The sequence below is a fragment of the Streptomyces sp. NPDC051662 genome (assembly GCF_040681655.1).
GTDB lineage: Bacteria > Actinomycetota > Actinomycetes > Streptomycetales > Streptomycetaceae > Streptomyces.
This window is the reverse complement of the sequence record NZ_JBFAZD010000018.1, coordinates 111,054-130,508: the sequence shown is the minus strand read 5'-3', so window position 1 is coordinate 130,508 and position 19,455 is coordinate 111,054. Positions and strand designations below refer to the sequence as shown.

Here is a 19,455-nt window from a genome sequence, read left to right as displayed (position 1 = left end):
CCGCCGCGGGGGCCGCCGGGGGCGCTGTCGAATCCGGTGTCGAACCGGTGATCTCAGTCATGCCCCTATTCTGCGCCCGGCCCCTGACATTCCGTCGGCGTCCCGCTCAGCCTGTGGATAACTCGGACGACTCGGTGAGCAGCATCTTCGTGGCCATGGCTGTCAGCTGCTTCTCGGCCTGGTCCCAGGTCCAGCCGCATTCGTCGACGAGCGTGCGCCAGGCGCCCAGGCCGAAGCAGAACCACAGCACGTCAGCGCACCGCTCGACGGTCATCCCCGGCTTGAGAGCACCGAGGCCCTTGAGGTGTGAGGCGATCTCACGCAGGGCAGAGGTGTAGAGAGAGGTGCCTTCGTCCCAGAGTGCTTCCGCCGCCTCGTGCACGGGCAGCGCGCTGTAGAGGATCGCGATGGATTCGCGATGCTCCTCGTTGCTGAGCCGGGTGCGGTGGGCGAGCAGGGCGATGGCGGAGACGGCGTTGTCGGTGTCCCGTATCCGCCCCACGGTCTCCTGAGCGCCGGAGTGCGCGGCCGCGCGGTGGACGGTCTCCCGCAGTATGTCGAGCCGACCCCCGGCACTGACGTACACCGTCTTGACCGCGGTCCCTGCCTCGCGGGCGATCTCCGCGATGGTCACCTGCGCGAAACCCCGCTCCAGGAAGAGCCGCCGCGCCGCGTCGATGATGTCACGCCGCGTGGCGGCCGCAGTGAGTTCGCGGCGAGGGGAGTGGTACCGACGCCCGCCAGACATACGGACATTTTATGGCAAGTCGCACGTTTATTTCATCACCTTTGGGTTCATTACATAGGGGTTAACCCTATTTTCGAGGGATAGAGAATGACGGTTTCATCCGCTCTTCGAACCGAACGCTCACGCATGTACGAAGAACTCCTCGCCGAGCACACGATCATGCGGCGGGGCGCTGCCCTCGTGGCCGTCTCGTTCGCGAATCTCGCCGACGGCCAGCCCGTCGACGTAAAGACGCTGGTCAGCACCTCCCGATGGCTGATCGAGTACGTCAGGAGTCACCACGGGAGCGAGGACGAACGACTCTGGCCGGCGCTGAGCGACCTGTTTCCCCCCGCCGTCGCCGAGCTCGACCGGATGCTCGCCGAGCACCAGGCGCTCGACGCCGAGCTGCACACCCTCTCCAGGGTGGTCGACGCGATCGCCGCCCGGGAGATCACGGGCGGGCGCGCCGAGGTCCTGGTGGTCGTCAGTGAGGCGGCCATGTCCGGGCTGCCGTCGGCCCAGCGGGTCCACGAGATCCTGACGAGGCACTTCGACGAGGAGGAGCCGGTCCTGCTGGAGCTGTTCCCGCAGGTGCCGGACGCCGAGGTCGCACGAGTACGGAACGGGATCTTCCACGGCGACTTCCGATCCAGCCCGCATCTGGTGCTGGGCCTCATGGAGGACCCGGACCGGATCCCCGGGTACGCGGCCGTGCTGAGCGCCTTCCCGGCGTCGGTGCGCTGGCTGCGCCCGGTGCTGCTGGCGCGCTACCGCTCCACCAAGAAGGCGCTGGCGGTCACGACGTACCTGGACAGGATCTAGATCCTTGTCCGGTCGTGCCCCGATCGTGCTGACTACCGACCGTGCTGACTACCGACCGTGCTGACTACCGACCGTGCTGAACACCGGCCGTGCTGAACACCGACGTCCCAGGATGTGGTCCTGGGGCGTCGGTGTTCAGTTCCCGGAGGCGCGCGAGCGGGCGTGCAGCGTTCGCGCGACCCTCGGGCCCAGCCAGCGCTTGAGCCTGCGCAGCGCCTCCAGCTGCTCGGCCGCCCTGTCGATCCGGTAGTACAGCTGGGGCGGGATATGCGGAAGCAGCGGGGAGTGCCGCTGCCCGAGCAGCGCGAACATCTGTGGCGGGGCGAGATGGATATAGCGGGGAAGGTTCTCGTACCACTGGGCGCTGTAGCGGGCCGCGCTCTGGACGGGGAGGAGGGCGGACCTCCGTTCCCGCTCGTACCGCACGAGGGCGGGCCGCAGTTCCGGGTGTACGGCGTTCCCGGCGCGTCCGGATCCGTCGCGTCCGGATCCGTTGTCTCGGCCGTGGCCGCCGTGGCCGCCGTATCCGCTGTGGTCGCCGTATCCGCTGTGTCCGCGCAGCGCGCCGGCCAGTGAGATGGCGTCCTCCAGCGCGAGTGTCGTGCCCGCGCCGATGGAGTAGTGCGTGGTGTGGGCGGCGTCGCCGAGCAGGACGAGGTTGCCGTGGTGCCAGGTCCGGTTGGTCAGCGTACGGAAGTTCAGCCACTGCGCGCTGCCGTCCGCGTGCGCCCTGCCGATCAGCCGGTGCCCGTCCAGCGGCCGGGCGAAGAGCCGCTCCAGCAGGGCCAGACCGTCCGCCTCGCTCGCCTTGTCGAGCCCGAGGCCCGTCCAGGTCGCCGGGGAGCACTCGACGATGCAGGTGCTGCCGTCCTCGCTGAACCCGTAGGCGTAGCACCAGATCCAGCCGTGCTCGGTTTCGACGAAGGCGAAGGTGAAGGAGTCGAAGACCTTGGTGGTGCCGAGCCAGATATAGGTGTTCTGCCCGGCTGTTGCCTCGGTGCCGAAGTGTTCGGCATGGCGTTCCCGCAGCGCGCTGCCGACGCCGTCGCAGGCCACGACCAGGTCGGCGTCGGGCAGCTCCGCCGCGTCGGCGATCGGGTGCTCGAACTCGACGCGCACGCCGAGTGAGCGGGCCCGCTCGGCGAGGATGTCGAGCAGCTTGCGGCGGCCGATGCCGAAGCCCGTGTCGCCGTGGTGCACCGTCTTCAGATCGCCGACGTGTGCGACCCCGTCGCTCCAGCGGACCGAGCTCTCGCTGATGGCGACGGCGGACTCGGGGTCGTGGACATGGAGCTTGTCGATCAGGCTGCCCCAGTAGGTCACTCCCCAGCCGTAGGTGGACCCGGCCGCGTTCCGTTCGTAGACCGTGATGTCGTGGGACGGGTCCTGCCGTTTCATCAGGATCGAGAAGTACAGGCCGGCGGGCCCGCCGCCGACGCACGCGACCTTCACAGGTGCTCCCGGTTGTCCCGTTGTGACAGTAAGCGATCAATGGCGGACGAAGAGTAGCAGGATGTGGGTTTCTCCCGGTGTGATCGCATATGACCGTGGGGCCAGTGGCGCGGCCCCTCGGCGGCGCGGCGGCGCGGTCCCTCGGTGGCTCGGTGGCGCGGTACGGGCTTGTTGTGGCGTTGTTCCGTACGGGATACTTCTACATCGCTGTAGAAGTCGATCCGATCCGTTACCGGGAGAGAGCAGACCTGATGTTCGGCTTGAGTGAACTGGCCCTGATCCTCATCGTCGTCGCGGTGGTCATCGGGGTGAAGAAGCTCCCTGAGCTGACCCGCTCCGCCGGCAAAGCCGCCCGCATCCTCAAGAGTGAGACGAAGGCCCTCAAGGAGGAGGGCAAGGAGGAAGGCAAGGGGGAGGGCAAAGAGGAGGGCAGGGCGCCCGACGCCGCAGCGCCGGGGGAGCGTCATGTCGTCACGGGTATCGTCGTCGAGCGGACCGACCCGCCCGCGCGGGATTCTCGCGACAGGCCGTAGCCCTAGACTGAATCGCTGGTTCGGGCCTTCGGATGTCCGGGCCTCCGGACGCTCGGGCATTCGGGACTTCGGACATAAGGGCATGAGGACAATCGGGTTGACGGGGTGACGGCCCGCGCGGGACGGGAGAGCGATCGTGACGCCAGGTGTGCCGGCGGGTGCCGGTGGCTTCGAGGACCCTCCTGCCGAAGTGCTGGCCGAGGCCGCTGCCGCGTTCGGACTGCTCGCGTCGTCGGCGCGGCTCCACATCGTGTGGGTACTGGCTCAGGGCGAGAGCGATGTGACCGGACTCGCCGAGCGCGTGGGCGGGGCGCTGCCCGCCGTCAGCCAGCATCTGACCAAGCTGAAACTGGCCGGTCTCGTACGGTCACGGCGCGAGGGCCGTCGCCAGGTGTACTTCGTCGACGATCCGGATGTCGTGACCGTGGTCCGGCTGATGCTCGGACAGCTGACCGACCGCGCGGCGCACGCTCCGGCACGGCGCGTCCGCGACATCACGGCCTGAGCCCGCGGTGTCCGACTCCACGGCGTCCGGCTCCGTGGTGTCTGGTTCGGGCGCGTCCGGTTCCGTCGTGTCCGGTGCGGATGTGTTCAGCGGGGGCGGGCCCGGGCCGGGATCCGGTACTGGTCGCGGTCCGACGGATCCGTGGGCAGCGGGCGCCGACGGCGCCCCGCCGGATCTGACCGCCCTCACCTCCCTCCAGGTGCTGCGGTGGCTGGACAGCGGGCCGCGCGGGCTGACGGACGCGCAGGCCGAGGAGCGTCTCCTCCGGTACGGCGAGAACGCGGTGCCGGAGTGGCGTTCGGCGTCCTGGCCACGGCGTTTCGTACGGAGCGTGCGGGATCCCTTCACCGCCGTACTGCTCTGCCTCGGGGTGGTGTCGGCCACCGTCGCCGCCTGGGGCACCGCCCTGGTGATCCTCTCGCTGGTCGTGGTCAGCTGCCTGCTGCGCTCGTCCGGGGAGCACCGGGCCGACCGGTCCATGGCCGCGCTGCGTGAGCTGGTGGCGACGACGGCGACAGTGCTGCGGCGCGGGAGCGATGAGAGGGACAGGAGGGGCGGGAGGGTCGGGAAGGGCGAGGGGGGCGAGAGCGGCGAGAGGGACGGGAGGGACCGGAACAAGGGCCGTGACGCGCGTGACGCGGGTGGCTCGCGGCCGAGGGAGATTCCGGTCGACCAGCTGGTGCCGGGCGATGTGATCCGTCTCGGCCCCGGCGATCTGGTGCCCGCCGACGTACTGCTGCTGCGCGCGAGCGGGCTGACCGTACATCAGGCGGCGCTGACGGGGGAGTCGGCGCCGGTCGCCAAGTACGCCGTCGACGCGCCGGGCTTGCCGGGCGGCGGGGCAGACGGTCCGGACACGCCGGGCGGCGGGGGAGACGGTCCGGGCACGCCGGGCGGCGCCCGTATGCCTGCCGGCGGCGAGGCTTTCGCGGGGGTGTTCGCGCAGCCGAGGCTGTGTTTCCAGGGCAGCAGCGTGGCCTCGGGCAGCGGCACCGCCATCGTCGTGGCGACCGGGACCCGTACGCGGTTCGGCGCCGCGCGCAGCCGGCCGGGGCGCCGTACGGCCAGTGCCTTCGACCGGCAGGTGAACGGCATCTCGTGGGTCCTCATCCGGTTCATGCTGCTCACCCCGCCGCTCGTCCTGATGGCCAACGCCGCTCTGCGCGGCCGGGGCCTGGAGACGCTCCCCTTCGCGGTCGCGGTCGCCGTCGGGCTCACTCCCGAGATGCTGCCGGTCATCGTCACCACCGCCCTGGCCCGTGGCGCGTCACGCCTCGCGCGCCACCACGCGGTCATCGTCAAACGCCTGCCCGCGCTGCACGACCTGGGCGCCGTCGACGTGCTGTTCCTGGACAAGACAGGCACCCTGACTCAGGACCGGCCGGTGGTCGGCGGGGCGATGGACGCGTACGGCGACCCCGACCCCGAGGTGCTGCGCTGGGCCGCCGTCAACGCCTGGTGGACCCTGCAACTGGCCGATCTGCCCGCCCCGGACGCACTCGACGAGGCGATCCTCGACGCGGCGGACAAGGAACTGGACGAGGGGGATCCGGCGCGGTACGAGGGCGTGGCGGCGCTCCCGTTCGATCCCGTACGCCGCCTCTCCACCGCGGTCGTACGACGGCCCGGCCGCCTCGGCACCCACACGCTCGTCGTGAAGGGGGCGGTGGAAGCCGTACTCCAGCGGTGCGCGCTCGACGACGAGGAACGGAACCGGCTCTCCGCGCTGGCCGCCCGCGAGGCCGACAGCGGGCTGCGGCTGCTCGCGGTCGCCACGGCGGAACGTCCGGCCCGTCAACGCGACTACACCCCGGCCGACGAGCGCGGACTCGACTTCCTGGGTTTCGTCGCACTCCACGACGCACTCGCCCCGACCGCCGCCGAGGCGCTGAAGGTCTTCGCCGCACGCGGCGTCACGGTCAAGATCCTGACGGGCGACCACCCGGGCACGGCGGCGCGGGCGTGTCTGGACCTGGGCCTCGATATCGATGTCGCTGCCGATCTCGCCGGCCGGGGTGAGGTCCCCGCGGCCGGCAGCGCCGCGATCGTCAGCGCCGAACGGATCGGTGCCCTGACCGACGCGGAACTCGCCGAGCTAGCCCGGCGCACCACCGTCTTCGCGCGCTGCACCCCCGAGCACAAGGCCCGTATCGTCGCCGCCGTCCGCGCCGACGGCCACACCACGGGTTTCCTCGGCGACGGCGTCAACGACCTGCCCGCGCTGTACGCCGCCGACGTCGGGATATGCCCGCGCGACGCCGTCGATGTCGTGCGCGAATCCACCGATGTCGTGCTCGCGCGGAAGGACCTCACCGCGATCGAGCACGCGATCGGCGCCGGGCGCCACGCGAGCGGCAATATCGCCACGTATCTGCGGATCACGCTCTCCTCCAACCTCGGCAACGTCATAGCGATGCTGGTCGCGGGGCTGCTCCTGCCGTTCCTGCCGATGCTTCCGGCCCAGGTCCTCGTACAGAACCTGTGCTTCGACGTCGCGCAGCTCGCCTTCGCGTACGACCGGCCGCGGTCCGAGGCGCTGCGTCGGCCGACGGAGCTGCGCTCGCGGGCGTTCCTCCGGTTCATCACGGGCTTCGGACTCATCAACGCCCTCGCGGACCTGGCGACGTTCGCGGTGCTCGCGTCGGCGTTGCACATCGCCGTCAACGTGGACAGTCAGGCGGAGTTCCACTCCGGATGGTTCACCGAGAATCTGCTCACCCAGGCGCTGGTGATGCTGCTGCTGCGTACGAGCGCACGCCCCGCGTACGGGCCCCGGGCCTCGGGCCCCGTCCGCTGGGCCGCGGCCGGGCTCGCCGTGACAGGGCTGCTGCTGCCGCTCTCGCCGCTCGGCCCGGTCCTGGGCATGCCGGCGCTGCCGGGGCTCTACTACGTACTGCTCGGTGTTGTGCTCGGGCTGTACGCGGCCGGACTGGTCTTTGTGCGGGGGCGTATCGGCGGCCCTCAGCCGTAGTGCCACGGAGCTGTCGAGTCAATGGGGCTCATGGGGCTGTAGGAGCGCTCAGCGGTAGTGGTGATCAGCCGTAGGAGAGGTTCGCGCAAGGGTCGTCGTCGGCGGAGCGTGCGCCATCGGCCACGGCCGACGGCAGAGGACCGGGCGGCGCCGATCCCGGCTCCGCCGGGCTGTACGACGTTCCGAGGACGACGCTGATCCCCGCGGCGGACGTCGAAGTGAGCCGTGCGCCCGGGAAGAGGCGTTCGACGGTCCGCGCCTTCTCCTCCTGGCCGGGGCCGTACTCGATCACCGTGGTCGTGTGGTTCTGGATGCTCGCGGTCGCGGTGCCCGTGACGGTGAAGCCATGGTCGGTGAGCGTACGGGCGGCACGGGCGGCGAGCCCCGTAACCGTGGTGCCGTTGTAGACGGCGACATCGATTCCCGCGCCCGAGACGGTCCCGGCGGCGCTCGGGGTGGCGGAGGGGCCGGCGGTTTCCCCGCCCTTTCTGCCGCTGGCGTCCGCGCCGTCGATCGTACGGTCGGCCCTCAGCGCCGCCCAGAGCGCGGACGCGTCAGGCTCGACGATCGCGACGCGCTCCCCCTCGTAACGCCAAGGAATGGTCACGAACTTGGTGTTGTGCAGATCGATATCCTTGAGTGACATCGCGAAGCCGAGCAGCTTGTCGGCGGAGCCGAGTCCCGGGTCGACGGTCATGGAGTGGGTGGCGGCGTCCGCGAGCGGCAGCAGCTTGGCGGGCGTCAGCCCCTGCTCCTTGATCTTCTTCAGCAGACTCGCGACAAAGGCCTGCTGGCGCTTGATCCGTCCGATGTCGGAGCCGTCGCCCATGCCGTGCCGGATCCGTACGTAGTCCAGCGCCTTCTGCCCGGAGACGGTCTGGATGCCCTTGACGAAGATGCGTTCACCGCGGGTGGTGCGGTTGGGGTTGAGGTCCTTCTGGTAGATGTCCTGCGGAACGCACACCCGTACGCCGTCGACGACTTCGGTCAGTTGGGCGAAGCCCTTGAAGTCGACGACGACGGTGTGGTCGACGCGCAGTCCGGTGAGCTTCTCGATGGTGTTCTGGGTGCAGGCGGGGTTGCCCTTGACCGTCTGCCCCACGGAGAACGCGGCGTTGAACATGGCGTTGCTCCGCTGCGCCGTCCAACTTCCGTCCGGCAGCCGGCACGGTGGGATATCGAGGAGGGTGTCGCGCGGGATGGACACGGCGACGGCATGGCGGTGGTCGGCGTAGACATGCAGCAGGAACGCGGTGTCGGAACGGCCGATGTCGTCCTTGCTGCCGCCGCCCAGCTCGCCGTTCCCGTCGGTGCGCGCGTCCGACCCGATGACCAGGACGTTCTGTCCCTTCGACGTGCCCGACGGCCGGTTGTCGGAGAGTCCGCCGGCGCTGAAGGTGTCGATGTTTCCGCTGAGCTTGAGATACATCCAGCCGACACCGGCCGAGGCGAGCACGATGAGGGACAGGGCTATGCCGAGGGCGAGCCGCACTCGGCTCCCCTCTCCGCTCCTTCTGCGCCGGCCGTCCGCCATATGTGCCCCTTCCAAAGTTGTACAGTTGCGCAATGTAGCAACTTACAGATCCATGGGTCGACGAGAGGAAGGCGGGGCGGAAATGTTGCGTAACGGGTTGGAGCCTTGGCACCTGCTGATCGTGGCGATCGTGATCATCGTGCTGTTCGGCTCGAAGAGGCTGCCGGACGCCGCGCGTGCGGTCGGCAAGTCCCTGCGCATTCTCAAGAGTGAGACGAAGGCGATGAGGGAGGAGGGGGAGGGTGCCACGCACCCTGCCCCCTCGACGCGGACGCCCTCAGCGCCGGTGTCCACTGCTCAGGAGTCGACTGCTCGGGCGTCGACTGCTCAGGAGTCGACTGCTCGGGCGTCGACTGCTCAGGCCTCGGCGGCTACCGCGAGTCCAGGTGCCGACGCGAAAGCTGCCGACGCGGCCGGTTGAGCGTGCGGTTGACTCGCTCGGCTCGCTCGACTGATTCGCCTCGCTCGACTGGTTCGACTCAGGGGCTGGCCCGGTCGATCCCGTAGCGCAGCGGCTCGCCCTGTACGCGCGGGTCCCGCCGGTACACATAGACGGCCTCCGCCTGCGCGCCGCCCGCCGGTCCTTCCAGCTCGCAGGGGTATGTCACCTGCACCACGGAAGGCCGGTCGGTGACCCGCATCCGCATGCCGTCCGCGGGCCCGCCGTCGAGCACCGCGGTTTCCCATTCCGTCCTGCCCGGAATCCTGCCCTGATCATCCATGCGAACACTTTAAGGGTTGCGCAAGTTTAGGACTATGGGCAGGATCCGGACATGGGCATACGTCGCGACCGTACGTCGCGGGCCGATCAGCGGTGGAGCTCGACCACCTCGACTACCTCGACTACCTCGACTACAGGGTGCGCTCCAGCCGGTCCGCCATCAGCCTGATGAATCGCGAGGGGTCACTCAGCTCGCCGCCGTCCGCGAGGAGGGCCATTCCGTAGAGGAGTTCGGCCGCCTCGGCCAGTCCCGCGTCGGCGTCCCGCTCGGTGTGGGCCTTCCGCAACCCGGTGACCAGAGGATGCGTGGGGTTGAGTTCGAGGATGCGCTTGATATGCGGCACCTCCTGGCCCATGGCGCGATACATGTTCTCCAGGGCGGGCGTCACATCGTGGGTGTCCCCGACGATGCACGCGGGTGAGACGGTGAGCCGGGACGAGAGCCGCACCTCCTTCACGCTCTCACTCAGTTCCGTCGTCATCCATGTCAGCAGGCCGGCGAACTCCTGCTGCCGCTTCTCGCGCTCGGCCTCGACCTCCTTCTTCTCCTCCTCGGTGTCGAGGTCGACTTCCCCCTTGGCGATCGACCGCAGCTGCTTTCCGTCGAATTCGGGTACGGACTGGACCCACACCTCGTCGACCGGGTCGGTCAGCAGCAGCACTTCGAAGCCCTTGGCCTGGAACGCCTCCATGTGGGGTGAACTCTCGATGGCCGAGCGCGACTCGCCCGTCATATAGAAGATGTGCTGCTGCCCCTCCTTCATGCGGTCCACGTACTGCCGGAGAGTGGTCAGCCCCTCCTTGTCCTGGGTCGACGCGAACGAGGAGACACCGAGAATCGCGTCGCGATTCTCGAAGTCGCTGAGAAGCCCTTCCTTCAGGACCCGTCCGAATTCCTTCCAGAACGTCGCGTAGCGCTCCGGGCTGCCGGACATCATGTCCTTGAGCGTCGAGAGCACCTTCTTCACGAGGCGACGGTGCATCAACTGGATCTGACGATCCTGCTGAAGGATTTCACGCGACACATTGAGCGACAGATCCTGCGCGTCGACGACACCCTTGACGAAGCGGAGGTATTCGGGCATGAGCGCTTCGCAGTCATCCATGATGAACACGCGCTTCACATAGAGCTGAACTCCGCGCTTGTGCCCCTGCATGAACAGATCCTGGGGCGGGTGGGACGGGATGAAGAGCAGCGCCTGGTATTCGAAGGTGCCCTCGGCCTGCATACGGATGGTTTCGAGCGGGTCGTTCCAGTCGTGACTGATGTGCTTGTACAGCTCGCTGTACTCGTCATCGGTCACCTCGTCCTTGGACCGGGCCCAGAGCGCCTTCATCGAGTTGACCGTCTCGACCTCGCGGGGGCGGTCACCATCACTATCACCATCCGGGACCGCGTCCGCTTCCGCGACCGCGTCCGTGGACTCCTTGGCCATCTTGATGGGCCAGGTGATGAAGTCGGAGTACCGCTTGACGATTTCCCTGATCTTCCAGGCGGACGTGTAGTCGAAGAGCTGATCCTCGATGTCCTCGGGCTTGAGCCGCAACGTCACCGACGTACCCTGCGGCGCGTCATCGACGGTCTCGACGGTATACGTACCCTCCCCGCTGGATTCCCAGCGCGTCCCCCGGCTCTCCCCCGCCCGCCTGGTCAGCAGCGTCACCTCGTCGGCCACCATGAAGCTGGAGTAGAAGCCCACGCCGAACTGCCCGATGAGTTCCTCGGAAGCGGCTGCGTCCTTGGCCTCCTTCAACTCCTTCAGAAACTTCGCGGTGCCGGAATTCGCGATCGTCCCGATGAGCTGCACCACTTCATCGTGCGACATTCCGATGCCATTGTCGCGAACGGTGAGCGTGCGCTGCTCCTTGTCGACCTCGATGCCGATATGGAGATCCGATACGTCTTCCCGCAACTCGTTGTCGCGGAGGGATTCCAGCCGCAACTTGTCCAAGGCGTCTGAGGCGTTGGAGATGAGCTCGCGCAGAAATACATCCTTGTTCGAGTAGATCGAATGGATCATCATCTGCAGGAGTTGACGCGCTTCTACCTGGAACTCGAATGTCTCGATAGGCATGTTGCCCGGATTCCTTCCCCGATTACTCGTCAGCGCTGCGGTGAGCCGCCCCACATGATATCCAGCCACCGCGACGCCCACAGGGTTTGTGGCCATCCCTCGCCTTCCGCCTCGACTGTCAAGGTGTGCGGAATTGCCCCCTTTGATCATCTATGTGGCGATATGGATAGAGGTGCCGGACAGGCCCTAGCCATTCGGCGCGGAAGCGCCCTGATCGTCGGCCACGGCCGGAAAAGCAGGTTCGCCCTCGCCGGACCACACGCGGTAGAGACGGCGGATGGCCTCGATGTCCGCGAGATCGGGCGACTCGGACCGGTAGTCACTCAGTTTGTCGCCCACACGAATCAGGGCCGGTTCCCTGTGAAGGAAACCGGCCCTGACCTGGTGTTTCTGCTGTCGGGGTGGCGGGATTTGAACCCACGACCTCTTCGTCCCGAACGAAGCGCGCTGCCAAGCTGCGCTACACCCCGATGTCGCCCGTGTCGCGGCGACATCGATTACTTTAGCCCACCGCTGGCCGGAGACGAAATCCGGTTTCGGGGGCCCGCCGGGCCCCCGCCGGGCCCCCGCCGGGCCCCCGCCGGGCCCCCGCCGGGCCCCCGCCGGACCCGATGCGGGGCAGAGGAGGCCGGGTGGGTGGCGGGGTGTGGTCAGGGGCGGGGTGTCAGGGTCAGGAGTGTGGCTTCCGGGGGGCAAGCGAAGCGGATCGGGGTGTAGCGGTTGGTGCCGCAGCCCGCCGAGACGTGGAGGTAGGCGGTGTGGCCGCCGGAGCGGTGGGTGGAGAGGCCCTTCACGCGGTCCGTGTCGAGGTCGCAGTTGGTGACCAGCGCTCCGTAGAAGGGGATGCAGAGCTGGCCGCCGTGCGTGTGGCCCGCGAGGATCAGTGGGTAGCCGTCGGCGGTGAAGGAGTCCAGGGAGCGCAGGTACGGGGCGTGCACCACGCCGATCGAGAGGTCGGCGTCCGCCTCGGGGCCGCCCGCGACCCGCTCGTACCTGTCCCGCTTGATGTGCGGGTCGTCCACGCCCGTGAAGGCGATCTCGTGGCCGTCGATCTTCAGCCGGCCACGGGTATTGGTCAGACCCACCCAGCCCGCCGCGTCGAAGGCGTCGCGCATCGGCTCCCAGGGGTTGTGCACCGCGTGGACGGCCGGGGCGTTGCCGTTCAGACCGTGTCTGCCCTGGGCCTTCTCGAAGAGGTAGCGGGCCGGATTGCGGAGCTTCGGGCCGTAGTAGTCGTTCGAGCCGAAGACATAGACACCCGGGAACTCCATCAGCGGGCCCAGCGCGTCCAGCACCTCCGGTACGCCCTCCGGGTCCGAGAGGTTGTCGCCGGTGTTGACCACGAAATCGGGGCGCAGCCCGGCCAGCGACTGGAGCCAGCGCTGCTTCTTCCGCTGTCCGCTCACCATATGGATGTCGGAGACCTGGAGAACTCGCAGGTCACGCATCCCGCGCGGGAGCACGGGCACCGAGATCCGGCGCAACCGGAACGAGCGTGTTTCGAAGCCCGCGGCGTAGGCGAGGCCGGCCGCGCCGACTGCCGCGATGCCTGCGGTGATTTTCAGGGGGACCCCGTAGCGTGCGCGCATGCGCCCATCGTCGCAGACGCCGTACGGGCATGAAATCCGTGGGCGGGTCCGGCTCGGCACCTGCCACACTTGGCCTTATGACCAGCCTTAAGTCCAAGCTGAAGGAAGACCTCACCGAGGCCATCAGGGCGCGTGACGAGCTCCGCTCCGCCACGCTCCGGCTGACCCTCTCCGCGATCACCAAGGAGGAGGTCTCGGGTACGTCCGCGCGCGAGCTCTCCGACGACGAGGTGCAGAAAGTGATCGCCAAGGAGGCGAAGAAGCGCCGTGAGGCGGCGGAGGCCTTCGCCCAGGGCGGCCGCGCGGAGCAGGCCGAGCGGGAGAAGGCGGAGGGCGTGCTCCTCGACGCGTATCTGCCGAAGCAGCTGACCGACGAGGAGCTGGCCACGATCGTCGCTCAGGCCGTCGAGGAGGCCAAGGGCGCCGGAGCCGAGGGCCCGCGGGCCATGGGCGCCGTGATGAAGATCGTGAACCCGAAGGTGGCCGGCCGTGCCGAGGGAGGCCGGGTGGCCGCCCTCGTGAAGCGCTCCCTCGCGGGCTAGTGCGGCGCGCGCCAGGCCGTGCGCGGCGCCGGGCCATGCGCGGCGCCGGGCCGTGCGCGGCGCCAGAGCGTGCGCGGCGCCAGGACGGGGGCGGCGGCGTGGGTGGAAAGTCCCGCCCGGCTCGCGGCGTAAAGCCGCGTAAAGCCGCGTAAGGCGACGTGAAGACGTAAAGAGGTAAAGGAAGAGGTAAAGGAAGACGTAAAGGGAGGGGCGCTCCATCCCGTCGGACGGAGCGCCCCTCCCTCATGTCACCGGCTTCCGCGGTTTACGGGAAACCGCCGCCGTCCTGGCCGCCGCCGTCCTGGCCACCGTCGCTGGTGCCGGCGTTCCCGCCATTGGCGCCGTTCCCGCCGTTCCCGTTGCCCTCGGACTGGCCGCCGCCGATGAAGTCCGGCGGGGGCGAGATGCCCGGGAACGGACCATCTCCGTCGCCGCCCCCGCTCGGCTTGTTGTCGCCCCGGCCGCCGTTGCCCTGACCCTGGTTGTTCCCACCGGGCTTCTCGGTGTCCCGGCCCCTGGAGGTGTCCGGGATGTCGACCGTCGTGAAGCCGGGGGCGGGCTTGCCCTCCAGCGCGCCGGACACCGCGTCCTTCCAGATCGGACCCGGGACCTGACCACCGAAGACCTTGTCGTGGTACTCGCCCCCGATCGTGATGTTCTCCATCTCGACCTGCTGGGACGGGCTGCCGACCCAGACCGCGCCGGACATGTTCGGCGTGTAGCCGACGAACCACGCGTTCTTACGGGCGTCCGTCGTACCCGTCTTACCGGCGTTGTCGCGGCTCGTCAGTCCGGCCGCCTCACCCGTACCGGAGTCGACCACACCCTTCAGCAGGGTGTTGATCGTGTCGGCGGTCCTCTCCGACATGGCCTGGGAGCACTTCGACTCCGGCACCTTGAGGCTCTTGCCCGTCGCCGTCTTGATCGAGTCGATGGCGATGGGGGTGCAGTACGTGCCGCGGTTCGCGTACGCCGCGTACGCGCTCGCCATCCGCAGCGGCGAGATGCCCTGCGAGCCCAGGGTGAGGGCCGACGGCGACTCGGGAAGCTTCTTGCCGTCGCCCTGGACCACGCCCAGCTTGGCGATCGTCTCCGTCACGGGGCAGAGACCGATTTGCCCTATCATCTGCACGAAGTACGTGTTGACGGACTTTTCCATCGCCTCCTTCAGCGCGTACGGGCCGACCTCCGACTCGTTCTCGTTCTCGGCCGTGTCGCCCTCGGTGTTGACCCACGGCTTGCCGCTGCACGTCTGGATCGAAGCCGGGTACGGCATCTGGTACGGCGCCGGATACGACTGTGTCGGCGGGACACCGCGCTCGATGGCCGCCGTCGCGAGGAACGGCTTGAAGGTCGAACCGGTCGGGAAGCCGTAGTTCGAGCCGCCCATGCCCTTGTCGACCGAGAAGTTGATCTGGGTCTCGTTCTTCCCGAAGCCGTACGGCTTGGACTGCCCCATGCCGAGGACCTTGCCGGTGCCCGGCTCGACCAGGGTCACCGCCGCGGCGACCTTGTCGCTCTGGTTGACATGGTCCTTTATCGACGCCTGTACCGAGCTCTGGGCCTTCGGATCGAGCGTCGTACGGATCGTCAGACCGCCCTGGTTCCAGACCTTGGCCCGCTCCTTGCGGTCCTTGCCGAAGACCGGGTCGGTCAGGAAGACTTCGCGTACGTAGTCACAGAAGAAGCCCGCCCCGGCGACTGCCGTGATGCAGCCGTTCTCGGGACGGCTCACCTTCAGCTTGATCTGCGTGGCCTTGGCGCGGTCGGCCTCCGCCTGGGAGATGTCACGGACGTCGGCCATCCGCTGCAGCACGATATTGCGCCGCTTGGTGGCCTCCTCCTCGTCATTGACCGGGTCGTACCGGCTCGGTGACTGGACGATGCCCGCCAGCATCGCCGCCTCTTCGAGCTTCAGGTCCTTGGCCGGCTTGGAGAAGTAACGCTGGGCGGCGGCCTCGATGCCGTAGGCCTGCTGTCCGAAGAAGGTGATGTTCAGATAGTTCTCAAGGATCTTCTTCTTGCCCAGCTCCTCCTCGACCTGGATCGCGTACTTCAGCTCCTGGATCTTGCGGCCCAGGGTCTGCTGGGTGGCCTGCGCGACCTTGTCCGGGTCGTCACCGGCCTCCTCGACGAAGACGTTCTTCACGTACTGCTGGGTCAGCGTCGAGGCGCCCTGGGCGACGCCGCCCGACTGCGCGTTGCGGTTGACCGCGCGCAGGACGCCCTTCAGGTCGATGGCCCCGTGCTCGTAGAAGCGCGAGTCCTCGATCGCGACGATCGCCTTCTGCATGTACGGGGAGATGTCCTTGAGCGGGACGACTGTGCGGTCACGTGAGTAGACCGTGGCGATACGGCCGCCCTGGGAGTCCAGGATCGTGGTTCGCTGACTCAACGGCGGCGTCTTGAGGTTGGCGGGGATCTCGTCGAATCCCTCGACCGTCCCCTTGGCGGCGAGCCCCAGCGCCCCGAAGGCCGGCAGGGCGATTCCCGCGAGCACCGCTCCCGCGAGCACGCTGACACCGAGGAACTTGGCGGCCTGCTGGGTCCCGGTCAGACCCCCGCCCGAGCGCTTCTTTGGCATGAGGGCAGCCTACGTTCTCAATCGCCGGACACGCGTCAAGGCTCTGGCCTAAGCTGTCCCCAACTGTCACAGCAGTGCGGTTGTGTATCAAGCACTCGGCGTGAACTTTCCATGAACCCGAAACATGGAGAATTGACGCCCGAATCCTCCGTATTTAGCGTGAGATGCCCCTTGTGGCCTTAGTGAAATACCCGACTCTGTCGGATGTGTCGGTTATGCCCTCGGCTCACTCCCCTGGGTGATCTGCCGCGTACGCATAGTCCGTTCGGGCCATTCAAGATTGGGCCCGAAGGGGGTGTTGCGCTGTGTCCGCCTTCCGTAACGTCCTCAACTGGCAACGGTGAATATGCCGCTGCCGCCGTGGGGGAGCCTCGATTCGGGAGAGGACGGCGCCAGCATGGGCTGGGTAACCGACTGGAGTGCGCAGGCAGCTTGCCGCACTACCGATCCAGATGAACTGTTCGTGCAGGGTGCGGCGCAGAACAGGGCCAAGGCGGTGTGCACCGGATGCCCGGTGCGGACCGAATGCCTGGCCGACGCGCTGGACAATCGCGTCGAATTCGGCGTGTGGGGCGGAATGACCGAGCGGGAGCGCCGCGCACTGCTGCGCAGGCGACCGACCGTCACCTCGTGGCGCCGGCTGCTTGAGACCGCCCGCACGGAGTATGAGCGCAGCGCGGGTCTGTTGCCCGTGGGCTTGGAGGATGACGAGACGTACGAGACGTACGCGGCAGTGGGGTAATCAGTGGGGGAGCCGGTGGGGTAACCCAGGCCAGGGGGTGGCCGGGGTGGCCACCAGCTCCTGCTGAGGGCGCCAGGACGCGGCGGTGAAGTGGGCGAAGCGGGCGGCGCGAAGTGGGCGTCGCTTCGGGCATGTCGTATCGATTCGATGGCGTAGCGAAGCGATGCCCTCGGTGGCTTGCTGTACGGCTTGCTGTGCCCGGGGCTCGCTGTATGGTGCTCAGCTCGCTGTACGGCGCTCAGCTCGACGTGCCACCCGCCGCGAGGCGGTCCGCGATGGCCCTGAGCCCGGCAAGGTCGTGAACGTCGCCGGGAAGGGCGGGGACCTCCGCCACCGCCACCTCGGGGTGCAGTGCGGTGAAGCGGTCGCGCGTGCGCTCTTCACGTGCGAGCACCTGCATCCGCTCGGCGTGCAGCCGCAGTAGACCCGCCGTCAGCTGTTCCACAGTTGTGACAGAAGGTGTGGCAGAAGCCGCGGCAGGCGTCGCGGCGGGCGTTGTGGAAGACGCTGTGACAGGCACGACCGATTCGGGTGCGGCCGAGGCGGCGGGCATGGTGGATACGTCAGATGTGTCAGATACGTCAGTCTTGGCAGACTCGTGAGGTGAGGCGGGAGCGAGGGGCTCGTGCGTCTCGGAGGCTTCGGGAGAAGAGCCGACCGCGACTGCACTGCCACGACTCTGAGCATTCCCTGCCCCCTGATCCACAATGCGGCCGTCTTCAAGATTTTCCGCCGCGGCCCGCGCCCGCTCCGCCGACAGCCGTGCCGCGCCACTGCCATGGACGCGGTTGAGTACCAGCCCGGCCAGTGGCATTTCCTCGGCGGCCAGCCGCTCCACGAAGTACGCCGCCTCCCGCAAGGCGTCCCGCTCCGGCGCCGCGACCACCAGAAACGCCGTCCCCGGCGCCTGAAGCAGCCGGTACGTCGCGTCGGCGCGCGTGCGGAAGCCGCCGAACATCGTGTCCATCGCGGTGACGAAGGTCTGCACATCACTCAGGAATTGGCCGCCGAGCAGCTTTCCCAGTGTGCCCGTCATCATCGACATGCCGACATTCAGAAACTTCATCCCCGCCCGGCCGCCCATCTTGGCCGGGGCCATCAGCAGCCTGATGAACTTCCCGTCGAGAAAGGAACCGAGCCGCTTCGGCGCGTCCAGGAAGTCCAGCGCGGAGCGCGACGGCGGCGTGTCGACGATGATCAGGTCCCAGTTGTCGCGGGCCCGCAGCTGCCCCAGCTTCTCCATCGCCATGTACTCCTGCGTGCCCGCGAACCCGGCCGACAGGGACTGGTAGAAGGGGTTCTCCAGAATGGCGCGGGCCCGGTCCGGGTCCGCGTGTGCCTCGACGATCTCGTCGAAGGTGCGCTTCATGTCGAGCATCATGGCGTGCAGTTCGCCGGGGCCCTCGACGCCCTTGACCTGCCGCGGCGTGTTGTCGAGCGAGTCGATCCCCATCGACTGGGCCAGCCGGCGGGCCGGATCGATGGTCAGGACGACCACCTTCCTGCCGCGCTCCGCCGCCCGTACGCCGAGAGCCGCCGCGGTCGTCGTCTTGCCGACACCGCCAGAGCCGCAGCACACGACGATACGAGTGGCCGGGTCGTCGAGCAGCGGATCGATTTCGAGTGGGGCGGCGGCGGAGTGCAGGGTCATGCGAAGACCTCCCCGAGTTGCCGTAGCTCCCCCGCCAGGCGGTACAGACCGGCGAGGTCCATTCCCTCGCCGACCAGGGGGAGTTCGTACGTGGGCAGCCCCAGCTTGGCCAGGACGGCCCGCTGCTCGCGCTCCAGCTCCACGCGCTGCGCGTGCTCGGCCGCCTGGTCGAGCAGCGGCCCTACGAGCTTCGTGGGCGCGGGCACACCAGCGGCGGCGAGCGCCTTGGCGACCTCCTTGCGGCGATCGCCGGCCGCGGCGCGAACGGCGGCCTCGTCCAGGAGATGCGGCCTGACCATGTTCACGATCACCTTGCCGACCCGCAGCTCCGCACCCCGCAGCTCGGCGACGCCGTCCGCGGTCTCCTGGACCGGCATCTCCTCCAGCAGCGTCACCAGATGTACGGCCGTCTCGGGTGACTTCAGGACCCGCATCACGGCCTGCGCCTGATTGTGTATCGGGCCGATCTTCGCCAGCCCCGCGACCTCGTCGTTCACATTGAGGAAGCGGGTGATGCGACCGGTGGGCGGGGCGTCCATCACGACGTAGTCGTAGACGAAACGTCCCCTCTTGTCGCGTCTGCGCACGGCCTCGCACGCCTTGCCGGTCAGCAGTACGTCCCTGACCCCGGGCGCGATCGTCGTCGCGAAGTCGATCGCGCCGATCTTCTTGAGCGCCCGGCCCGCGCTGCCGAGCTTGTAGAACATCTGGAGATAGTCGAGAAGGGCGCGCTCGGCGTCGATGGCCAGCGCGTACACCTCGCCGCCGCCCGAGGCGACGGCGATCTTCCGCTCCTCGTACGGAAGGGCCTCCGTCTCGAAGAGCTGTGCGATGCCTTGTCTGCCCTCGACCTCGACGAGGAGTGTGCGCTTCCCCTCGGTGGCGAGGGCGAGCGCGAGGGCGGCGGCGACCGTCGTCTTACCGGTACCGCCCTTGCCGCTGACGACCTGGAGCCTGCTCACGTATTCGAGCCTAACCAGTCGGGCCGCGGGCTACGCACGAGG

Annotated in this window: 17 protein-coding genes and 1 tRNA gene; 7 read left to right on the top strand and 11 right to left on the bottom strand. The window is 68.3% G+C overall.

Features of this window, described 5'->3' with window-relative positions; translation table 11 throughout:
• Window positions 1-106 precede the first annotated feature (106 nt).
• The gene (locus tag AB0M67_RS27550) at window positions 107-748 is read right to left on the bottom strand and encodes a helix-turn-helix domain-containing protein (protein WP_365749682.1); all 642 of its coding nucleotides are present in this window, start codon (window positions 746-748) and stop codon (window positions 107-109) included.
• A 126-nt stretch (window positions 749-874) separates the two neighbouring features.
• Between AB0M67_RS27550 and AB0M67_RS27545 the strand changes: the two genes are divergently transcribed.
• On the top strand, window positions 875-1,552 hold the full coding sequence (locus tag AB0M67_RS27545; protein ID WP_365749680.1) for a hemerythrin domain-containing protein: 678 nt from the start codon (window positions 875-877) through the stop codon (window positions 1,550-1,552).
• A gap of 135 nt (window positions 1,553-1,687) precedes the next feature.
• Here the strand turns inward: AB0M67_RS27545 and AB0M67_RS27540 are convergent, their stop codons facing one another.
• On the bottom strand, window positions 1,688-3,004 hold the full coding sequence (locus tag AB0M67_RS27540) for an FAD-dependent monooxygenase (RefSeq protein WP_365749679.1): 1,317 nt from the start codon (window positions 3,002-3,004) through the stop codon (window positions 1,688-1,690).
• A gap of 251 nt (window positions 3,005-3,255) precedes the next feature.
• Here AB0M67_RS27540 and AB0M67_RS27535 point away from each other — a divergent pair, with 251 nt between their 5' ends.
• The 3 genes from AB0M67_RS27535 to AB0M67_RS27525 all read left to right on the top strand — a co-directional run bounded on the left by AB0M67_RS27535 (window position 3,256) and on the right by AB0M67_RS27525 (window position 7,013).
• Complete coding sequence (locus AB0M67_RS27535) at window positions 3,256-3,537, top strand: twin-arginine translocase TatA/TatE family subunit (protein ID WP_365749768.1); 282 nt, start codon at window positions 3,256-3,258, stop codon at window positions 3,535-3,537.
• Window positions 3,538-3,685: 148 nt separating this feature from the next.
• Window positions 3,686-4,042 (top strand): metalloregulator ArsR/SmtB family transcription factor, encoded by a 357-nt coding sequence (locus tag AB0M67_RS27530; protein ID WP_365749767.1) that lies wholly within the window; start codon window positions 3,686-3,688, stop codon window positions 4,040-4,042.
• A 67-nt stretch (window positions 4,043-4,109) separates the two neighbouring features.
• On the top strand, window positions 4,110-7,013 hold the full coding sequence (locus AB0M67_RS27525; protein ID WP_365749678.1) for an HAD-IC family P-type ATPase: 2,904 nt from the start codon (window positions 4,110-4,112) through the stop codon (window positions 7,011-7,013).
• 64 nt (window positions 7,014-7,077) lie between these two features.
• Here AB0M67_RS27525 and AB0M67_RS27520 read toward each other — a convergent pair whose 3' ends face one another.
• Window positions 7,078-8,547, bottom strand: coding sequence for an LCP family protein (locus AB0M67_RS27520; protein WP_365749676.1), 1,470 nt, complete (start codon window positions 8,545-8,547; stop codon window positions 7,078-7,080).
• An 82-nt stretch (window positions 8,548-8,629) separates the two neighbouring features.
• Between AB0M67_RS27520 and tatA the strand changes: the two genes are divergently transcribed.
• Entirely contained in the window at window positions 8,630-8,968 is a 339-nt protein-coding gene (tatA, locus tag AB0M67_RS27515; RefSeq protein WP_365749674.1) for a Sec-independent protein translocase subunit TatA, read from the top strand.
• A gap of 58 nt (window positions 8,969-9,026) precedes the next feature.
• Here the strand turns inward: tatA and AB0M67_RS27510 are convergent, their stop codons facing one another.
• The 5 genes from AB0M67_RS27510 to AB0M67_RS27490 all read right to left on the bottom strand — a co-directional run bounded on the left by AB0M67_RS27510 (window position 9,027) and on the right by AB0M67_RS27490 (window position 12,932).
• Window positions 9,027-9,269: a hypothetical protein gene (locus AB0M67_RS27510; protein ID WP_365749672.1), complete on the bottom strand. Its 243-nt coding sequence runs from the start codon at window positions 9,267-9,269 to the stop codon at window positions 9,027-9,029.
• Between the two features lie 130 nt (window positions 9,270-9,399).
• The gene (gene htpG, locus AB0M67_RS27505; protein ID WP_365749671.1) at window positions 9,400-11,343 is read right to left on the bottom strand and encodes a molecular chaperone HtpG; all 1,944 of its coding nucleotides are present in this window, start codon (window positions 11,341-11,343) and stop codon (window positions 9,400-9,402) included.
• A gap of 186 nt (window positions 11,344-11,529) precedes the next feature.
• A complete protein-coding gene (locus tag AB0M67_RS27500; protein WP_365749669.1) occupies window positions 11,530-11,682 on the bottom strand; it encodes a hypothetical protein in 153 nt (50 codons plus the stop codon).
• A gap of 57 nt (window positions 11,683-11,739) precedes the next feature.
• A tRNA-Pro gene (locus tag AB0M67_RS27495) sits at window positions 11,740-11,813 on the bottom strand.
• Window positions 11,814-11,993: 180 nt separating this feature from the next.
• Entirely contained in the window at window positions 11,994-12,932 is a 939-nt protein-coding gene (locus tag AB0M67_RS27490; RefSeq protein ID WP_365749667.1) for a metallophosphoesterase, read from the bottom strand.
• A gap of 77 nt (window positions 12,933-13,009) precedes the next feature.
• On the opposite strand from AB0M67_RS27490, the gene AB0M67_RS27485 reads away from it, so the two are divergent.
• Window positions 13,010-13,474: a GatB/YqeY domain-containing protein gene (locus AB0M67_RS27485; protein ID WP_030353246.1), complete on the top strand. Its 465-nt coding sequence runs from the start codon at window positions 13,010-13,012 to the stop codon at window positions 13,472-13,474.
• A 265-nt stretch (window positions 13,475-13,739) separates the two neighbouring features.
• Here AB0M67_RS27485 and AB0M67_RS27480 read toward each other — a convergent pair whose 3' ends face one another.
• Window positions 13,740-16,058 carry a transglycosylase domain-containing protein gene (locus AB0M67_RS27480; protein ID WP_365749664.1) on the bottom strand — a complete coding sequence of 773 codons (2,319 nt, stop codon included), beginning with the start codon at window positions 16,056-16,058 and terminating at the stop codon, window positions 13,740-13,742.
• 397 nt (window positions 16,059-16,455) lie between these two features.
• Between AB0M67_RS27480 and AB0M67_RS27475 the strand changes: the two genes are divergently transcribed.
• A complete protein-coding gene (locus AB0M67_RS27475; protein WP_030353248.1) occupies window positions 16,456-16,800 on the top strand; it encodes a WhiB family transcriptional regulator in 345 nt (114 codons plus the stop codon).
• Window positions 16,801-17,038: 238 nt separating this feature from the next.
• On the opposite strand, the gene AB0M67_RS27470 is transcribed toward AB0M67_RS27475, so the two are convergent.
• Window positions 17,039-18,451: an ArsA family ATPase gene (locus tag AB0M67_RS27470; RefSeq protein WP_365749662.1), complete on the bottom strand. Its 1,413-nt coding sequence runs from the start codon at window positions 18,449-18,451 to the stop codon at window positions 17,039-17,041.
• Window positions 18,448-19,413 carry an ArsA-related P-loop ATPase gene (locus tag AB0M67_RS27465; RefSeq protein ID WP_365749661.1) on the bottom strand — a complete coding sequence of 322 codons (966 nt, stop codon included), beginning with the start codon at window positions 19,411-19,413 and terminating at the stop codon, window positions 18,448-18,450. Before AB0M67_RS27465 ends, AB0M67_RS27470 begins: the two co-directional genes overlap by 4 nt.
• Window positions 19,414-19,455: the final 42 nt, after the last annotated feature.